6 protein-coding genes and 1 pseudogene are annotated in these 6,906 nt (G+C 39.8%); all 7 read left to right on the top strand.

Annotated features, from left to right (window positions below):
* A partial coding sequence (locus AC075J_RS13960) for a sodium:solute symporter family transporter (protein ID WP_476390442.1) occupies positions 1 to 190 on the top strand: 190 nt, incomplete at its 5' end.
* Positions 165 to 1,008, top strand: a pseudogene (locus AC075J_RS13955) (sodium:solute symporter family transporter). The gene AC075J_RS13960 and the pseudogene AC075J_RS13955, both read left to right, overlap by 26 nt.
* 21 nt (positions 1,009 to 1,029) lie before the next feature.
* Entirely contained in the window at positions 1,030 to 1,791 is a 762-nt protein-coding gene (locus AC075J_RS13950; protein ID WP_118331507.1) for a creatininase family protein, read from the top strand.
* Positions 1,792 to 2,084: 293 nt separating this feature from the next.
* Entirely contained in the window at positions 2,085 to 2,270 is a 186-nt protein-coding gene (locus tag AC075J_RS13945; RefSeq protein ID WP_226824925.1) for a hypothetical protein, read from the top strand.
* Between the two features lie 15 nt (positions 2,271 to 2,285).
* Positions 2,286 to 3,971, top strand: coding sequence for a recombinase family protein (locus tag AC075J_RS13940; RefSeq protein ID WP_476390441.1), 1,686 nt, complete (start codon positions 2,286 to 2,288; stop codon positions 3,969 to 3,971).
* A 180-nt stretch (positions 3,972 to 4,151) separates the two neighbouring features.
* Positions 4,152 to 5,360, top strand: a complete 1,209-nt coding sequence (locus AC075J_RS13935; RefSeq protein WP_476390440.1) for an SANT/Myb-like DNA-binding domain-containing protein — start codon at positions 4,152 to 4,154, stop codon at positions 5,358 to 5,360.
* A gap of 318 nt (positions 5,361 to 5,678) precedes the next feature.
* On the top strand, positions 5,679 to 6,906 hold a 1,228-nt coding region (locus tag AC075J_RS13930; RefSeq protein WP_476390439.1), incomplete at its 3' end, for a hemoblobin-interacting domain-containing protein.

Raw genomic sequence — 6,906 nt, 5'->3', positions numbered from 1 at the left:
TGTACATGTATTTACCGGACTGCCTGAATGGGTAGGCGTTGTGGGAATGGGTATCATTGTCATTCTCTACTGTATGACTGGTGGTATGAAAGGTGCCATGATGACAGACGTTATCCAGGGGTCTCTGATGATTGCTACTGCAGTGGTTACTTTTATCTATAGTAATGGGTGGAGGTTTCTCCAATATTAACCATACACTTCAGAGCATGAATGAGGCTTATTTGACTTTCCCGGGTGCCAATGGTTATATGCCTTGGACTTATTATATATCCAACATTGTACTGTGGTCCTTCTTTACTATGGGACAGCCGCATCTGTTTACCAAATTCTTTGCCATGAAGGATCATAAGACTATGTTTAAAGCAATTCTTCTTGGTACTGCAGGTATGTTTTTCTCTGCGACTCTGATTGAGTGGGCCGGTGTAAATGGTATCGCTTCTATTCAGAATATCGAGAAGGCAGATCAGATTATTCCAATGATTCTGCAGAGGGGAATGAATCCATTCCTGGCTTCTATTTTCATCGCAGGTATCGTGGCAGCAGGTATGTCCACTATCGATGGTATTCTGGTCACCACCACCGGTGCTGTTACCCGTGATATTTATCAGAAGATTATCAATAAGAATGCTACAGATGAGGCTGTTATGAGCCTGTCTAAGGTAGTGACTGTAATTATCGGTATCGTTGTAATTTGCTTTGGTGTATTCCAGCCAGGCAGTATTTTTGAGATTAGACCTGTTTGCATTCTCAGGAATGGCAATTTTTGTAGTGCCGATTCTGTTTGGAATTTACTGGAAGAAAGCAACAGCGAAGGGAGCAATCGCATCGGTTATAGTAGGTATTATTTCACTGTTGCTCTTTACACTCAATCCGTCTGTCAAGGCGCTGGCGATGGGCTTCCATGCATTGTTCCCGACTACCATCATTGCTTCTATTGTAATGATTGTAGTAAGTAAATTTACAGAAACTCCGCCGCAGGAGACTATTGATCGTCATTTTACAGTATAAAAGTTAGGAGGCGTATTTAAAATGTATCTTGCAAAAATGACTACAGCACAAGCAAAAGAGGCTTTTGAGAAGGATCCGATTATTGTGATTCCGGTGGGAAGCACCGAGCAGCACGGAACACAGGGTGCGTTGGGAACGGACTTTATGGTACCGTCCTATCTGGCGGATCATGTGGAGGATGTAGATAACGTAATCGTAGCACCTACTGTTCCATACGGTGTATGTCCTTATCACTTAAGCTTTGAGGGAAGTATTAATATTGGTTATGAAGGACTTTACATGGTTCTGCATGGCATCATGGATTCTCTGATGCAGCATGGCGCAAAACGTTTTGTAATTCTGAATGGCCATGGCGGCAATACTCCATCCATTGACCGGGCAGCTCTGGAGGTATATCATAAAGGTGGTGTATGTGCCAGCGTAGACTGGTGGAGTCTGGTAGCTCAGCTGGACAAGAAGTTTGAAGGCGGCCATGGTGATGTTCTGGAGACCTCAGCTATGATGGCAATTGCTCCGGAATCAGTACATCTGGAGCTCAGCAAGCCTATCAATGCACAGGATCCTTCTGAGAATATGAAAGCGGCTTATATCCAGGCAGTTAATTTCAAGGGTGGTATCGTACGTCTTGTGAGAGATACCAAAGAAATTGCTCCAAGCGGCTGGTTTGGACCTTTTGATCCGAAAGATTCTTCCGCAGAACTTGGACAGGAGGCCCTTGATTTGGCAGTATCCTATATCCGTGATTTTCTGGAAGAAATGAAGCAGATAGAACTGTCTTCCTGATATATATCTGAAGGGATGGGGGTGTCGTAAAATCATCAAATTAGATGATTGAGCGATGCCCTCGCTTTATATGTGTAAAAAACCGGAAAGAATCTTTTGAACTGTTAGATCTTTCTGGTTTTTTACGTACTTTAAGCAGTTAGTCTATGAAAAATAGGTTAGCTGCTTTTTTTTCGTCTCAAAAACAATTATTTTTGAATCAGTTATAATAATTTTATGAAATTCATCATATTACCGCTGGATAGTTCTATGCCAAATTGCACATTATAACATACAGAACAGGAGGAATGCTTATGACATTGGAACAGGTTGTACTGACAATGATTAATGACAAAATGCTTGATAATGGACAGATTTCCGAAAAACTGCATAGCAGTATCCAGAAAGACATTATAACCTTGAATACATTCAATACAGTAGTCGCGAAGAATGGAGAACAGATGGACAGTTCAGGTGAATATTGCCAGAGAATCAGTTGATTGGAAAGGAATAACATGGATATTTATGCAACCCGTGAGGAACTGAAATCCCGGCAAAAAAATATATTTGATTTGAAACTGAATGTGGCGTATTATGCCCGAGTCAGTACAGATAAGGATGAACAGAAAACCTCTATTGAGCATCAGTGGACTTTTTTTGAACAACTGATTTCAGATGTAAAGAATTGGACGCTTGTAGATGGTTATATAGATGAAGGAATTTCAGGTATTACAGTAACCCACAGAGAGGAATTCCAGAGAATGCTTCAGGATGCAAAAGCCGGGAAAATTGATCTTATCATAACTAAAGAGATCACCCGTTTTGCCCGAAACGTATTAGACAGTATACGATATACAAGAGAGCTTCTGGACTGTGGAACTGCTGTCTGGTTTAGGAATGACAATATCAATACATTAGATGAGGATTCGGAACTCAGGCTGTCAATTATGTCCGGTATTGCACAGGAAGAAAGCAGAAAACTTTCAAGTCGTGTGCGTTTCGGTCATGCAAGATCCATACAGAACGGTGTGGTTCTTGGTAATTCACATATATATGGATGGGACAAGCGAAACGGAAAATTGTTTTTGAATCCCGAAGAGGCAAAAATGGTACAGCTTATTTTTGAAAAATATGCCCTGGGAAACTGGTCTACCCATTCACTGGAACAATTTTTATGGGAATGTGGATACAGAAATTATAAAGGGGGAAAGATTGACAGCCATGTGATTGCCAATATTATCCGAAATCCTAAATATAAGGGTTACTATGTTGGTGGAAAAGTAAAAATAGTTGATCTCTTTACTAAGAAACAGAAATTCCTGCCTGAAGATGAATGGGTGATGTATAAAGACGATGGTACCCATGTCCCTGCAATTGTGGATGAAAAACTGTGGGAAGATGCAAACAGGATTATGGAAGAAAGAAGTAAAAATATCAAGTTGAAAAAAACTTCCTATAAGCAGGACAACCTTTTTACCGGACTTATACATTGTGCGGAAGATAAAGCTGCGTACTGGCTGAAAGTCAGAACTGTCCGCGGAAAAGCTGCAAAGACCTGGGTATGCAGTCATCGCATAAAACAGGGCGCAGTTTCCTGCAGATCAAAACCGGTAAAAGAAGAAATCCTGCTGGAGATGATATCGGATGTTTATAACAATCTGGCTCAAAGCAATAAAAGTATATTGCATAAGTATCTGGAACTTTATGAGAAAGAGATTAACAAAACAGAAGGAACTGAAGAAAAAATTGACAACATACAGCATGAAATAACAGTACTGGAACAGAAGAGAGATAAGCTGCTGGATTACAATATGGGCGGCTACATTTCTGATGCGGAATTTTTAAGCAGAAACAAGGTTTTTACACAGCAGATAGCAGAGAAAAAAGCGAATCTGGAACAATTGAAAAGCATGAAACCTCTTTCAAAAACAGAATTGACAGATCAGATGGACAGGATATTAGACTATGCAAAAGAATATTCCTGCGTAAAACCCAAAGATATCACCAGAGCCATGATTGAAAACACAATCAATAATATAGAAATAACTCCGGTTAATGAAAAGAAAGCAGAAGTGATGATCGTATTTAAAAGTGGAAGTCTGCACAGCTCTGAATCTGTTATTCCGGCACTGGGACAGGAAAAAACTTATACTACGGAGACAGGGTATGAATATGTTGTACATTCAGGAATTTCTATGTAGATATTGCACTCACATATGGAATTCTTTTGCGAAGGTTACGAAAAGTAAGAAGTAGTGAATATTTCAGTTTGAAATAATATATAAAACAGGTGTAAGACATGGCAAATACGAAAAAAAGATGGACAGCCGATGAAATCGAAATATTAAGAAAGTACTATCCCGCAGAAGGAGATCAGGTCTGTGAAAGATTATCCGGAAGAACTGCAAAAAGCTGCAGAATACCAGGCATCAAAAATGGAAATATCCAAAAACATTTCCTCTTCAGCAACTGTACAGAATGATGTTAAATATGTCAGATTATGGACAGAGGCAGAGGATAAAATACTCAGAGAGTATTATGCTGCGGAGGGCAGTAAGGTACGTTATCGCTTAAATCAGAGATCAGCAGAATCCTGCAGAGGAAGAGCTGCTGCATTAGGACTTACTTATTCCGGGGCAAACAGAAAATGGAGCAGCAGCGAAGATGAAATTCTGAGAAATTATTATCCGACAGAAGGTGCCGAAGTTCAGAAAAGACTGGAGGGAAGATCCAAAGAGGCATGTAATAAAAGAGCTGCCAAATTAGGTCTCTGCACACAGGGAAGAAAAGAATGGACTGCAGAAGAAGATGAAATTATAAGAACATATTACAAAGCGGAAGGCAGGAAGGCAGCAGAACGATTGGAAGGGAGAACTCTGACTGCCTGTCAGTCCAGAGCTAAGTACTTAAATGTCAGATCAGACAATAACAGACTTCCATGGACACAGGAAGAGGATGCGATCATTTTCCGATATTATGAAGAAAAAGGTGCCGGATATGTGCATACTCTTATTCCTGAAAGATCTCTTCAGGCATGCAAATACAGAGCGATGATTCTGGGATTAAGCAGGAAAACCAATGATCCATGGACAAAAGCCGAAGAGAAGATACTGAAGAAATACTACCCGGTTGAGGGCAGCAATGTTTATAAACGTCTGAATAACCGTACCAGAAATGCCTGCATCAGCAAGGCCGCCCAATTACATCTGCAATATGGACTTCCTATGTATAAAGGACCTGTATTGGATGAATGGATCATACTGGCAGTGAAACAGGGGATCACAAAAGTAAGACAATCTATGACATACAGTGAGATAACCTTTAAACCCGGAAAACTCCCTGAACTGCATCTGAGACTGGAATGTGATGAAACTGGGAAATTCAGGGTTTCTGAGGATTCTGTTCTTTTGGATGAAAAAGAATATGACAGACAACGGATTGAGAATCTTGCGGATACAATGGGGCTTCAGATAGAAAGAAACAAAATTACTTTAAACAGCAGCGAAAAAGAGATAGAAGATGATATTTTCAGACTGATAGCAGGATGTTACCTGATTTATTTCCTGCATTATTTTATGGAATTGCCATAATTGCTCTATTCTGTCTTATTTTGCTGTGAAATGAGAAAAAATTTTCAACAGGATACTGCTTGATTTATGAGATACTTTCTCAACAGTGGCATGATAATTTTCTTGCATTTTCACGCAGGTTAGAATATACTAACCAACAGAGTTAACTAAGCCGCAACTATTGTGTGATTTGCTCATTTAAATTTCTATTGAAGAACTGAGATGAATCGGAGAATTTCATCCGCTTCATCTGAAATGAGATGATGCACAGATAGCTTCAAGTCAGGGACGGAATGTTTTTTGCCCCTGATATCATATTACAGGAGGAGAAAGAAACAGATGAAGAAAAGAATGGCAATTCTGATGTCTGATGGCAATTGCGGCAAATATGATTGCTTCTGTACCGGTATGCGCGACAGACAGATTTACAGATTCAATGACTACGGATTCAGCGATCACACAGGAGGTGCAGATGATGATTCCTTTAGTGATGGATCGGGGACACCGGATTTTGCGGATGAGCAGGAGAATGTACAGGCGGCTCAGGATGAGGGTACACAAAGTGCGAAAGAACCGCCGGAGGTGACGGCAGAATATGAAATCGTATTTGGAAGTCCAACATATAAAATAAATGGAGAATTTGGTAGTGACTATGTTGATAATATTCAACAGATATCGGTAAATGGCAATAATTTAACAAAAGCATCATTATCTTCTTGGTTAAGCAAGGGAGAGTATTATTTATGTGGGTCATCGGATCAGTATATTAAATTTTCGGCAAATTCTTTTGAAGTAAACGATCAGATTGTAATCACCAGTACCGGATACAAGGATCTTACTTTAAAGGTAACAGGAACCGGAAAGCAATGGGCTGTTGAAAAAGTAACTTCACAGCCTGAACCTGAACAGACCAAAGATGCTCCAGCATTTGCGGGAGATCAAGTGAAAATTTTATATACAGACTACAAGATCATTAAACCAGCTGATGAAAATACTGATTCTGATTATATCCGTAACATCACAGAAATATCTGTAGATGGGACACCATGGGAGAAAACAGATCGTGCAGCAGCATTATTTAACAGAAAAGCATATTATCCAGACAGCAGTAATAATCGTGTTGTATTTGATTCAACTGTACTTCACACTGGAAATGTCATTACAATAAAAAGTGATGGATATAAAGAACTTTATCTTAAGGTAAATGCAGAGGGAAATGACTTCACAGTTGTTGTAACTGATTCCGATAAAACTAATATTAACGGTGCATCCAACGGAGTGAACACTCTTCATGTCAGATTAAAAGGATACTTCGAAAGCGCTGTTAAAGGGCAGAAGAAATACGATGCAGTTTCAGGTGCATCCACTTCTGTTTCATCCAACAAAAACAGTAATGTAGTTGTGGAAGCGGCAGATCTTCCGGATGGGCAGGAACCTGTTGAAACTGACTGGAAAGTGTTAAAAGAAACAGGTGTAAAAATTGATACGAAGAAAACAACGGTAAACATTGACAGTAAAAGTGGGATGGCAGGGAGGTATTCCACATATGACAGTTCTCTGTCTCTCA

The organism is Blautia sp. ZXY-1-C6, assembly GCF_056339875.1.
This window is presented reverse-complemented; position numbering and strand designations above follow the sequence as displayed.

Coding starts and splice junctions, on each gene's coding strand:
- AC075J_RS13950 (WP_118331507.1), top strand. CDS start 1,030: ATGTATCTTGCAAAAATGACTACAGCACAAGCAAAAGAGGCTTTTGAG.
- AC075J_RS13945 (WP_226824925.1), top strand. CDS start 2,085: ATGACATTGGAACAGGTTGTACTGACAATGATTAATGACAAAATGCTT.
- AC075J_RS13940 (WP_476390441.1), top strand. CDS start 2,286: ATGGATATTTATGCAACCCGTGAGGAACTGAAATCCCGGCAAAAAAAT.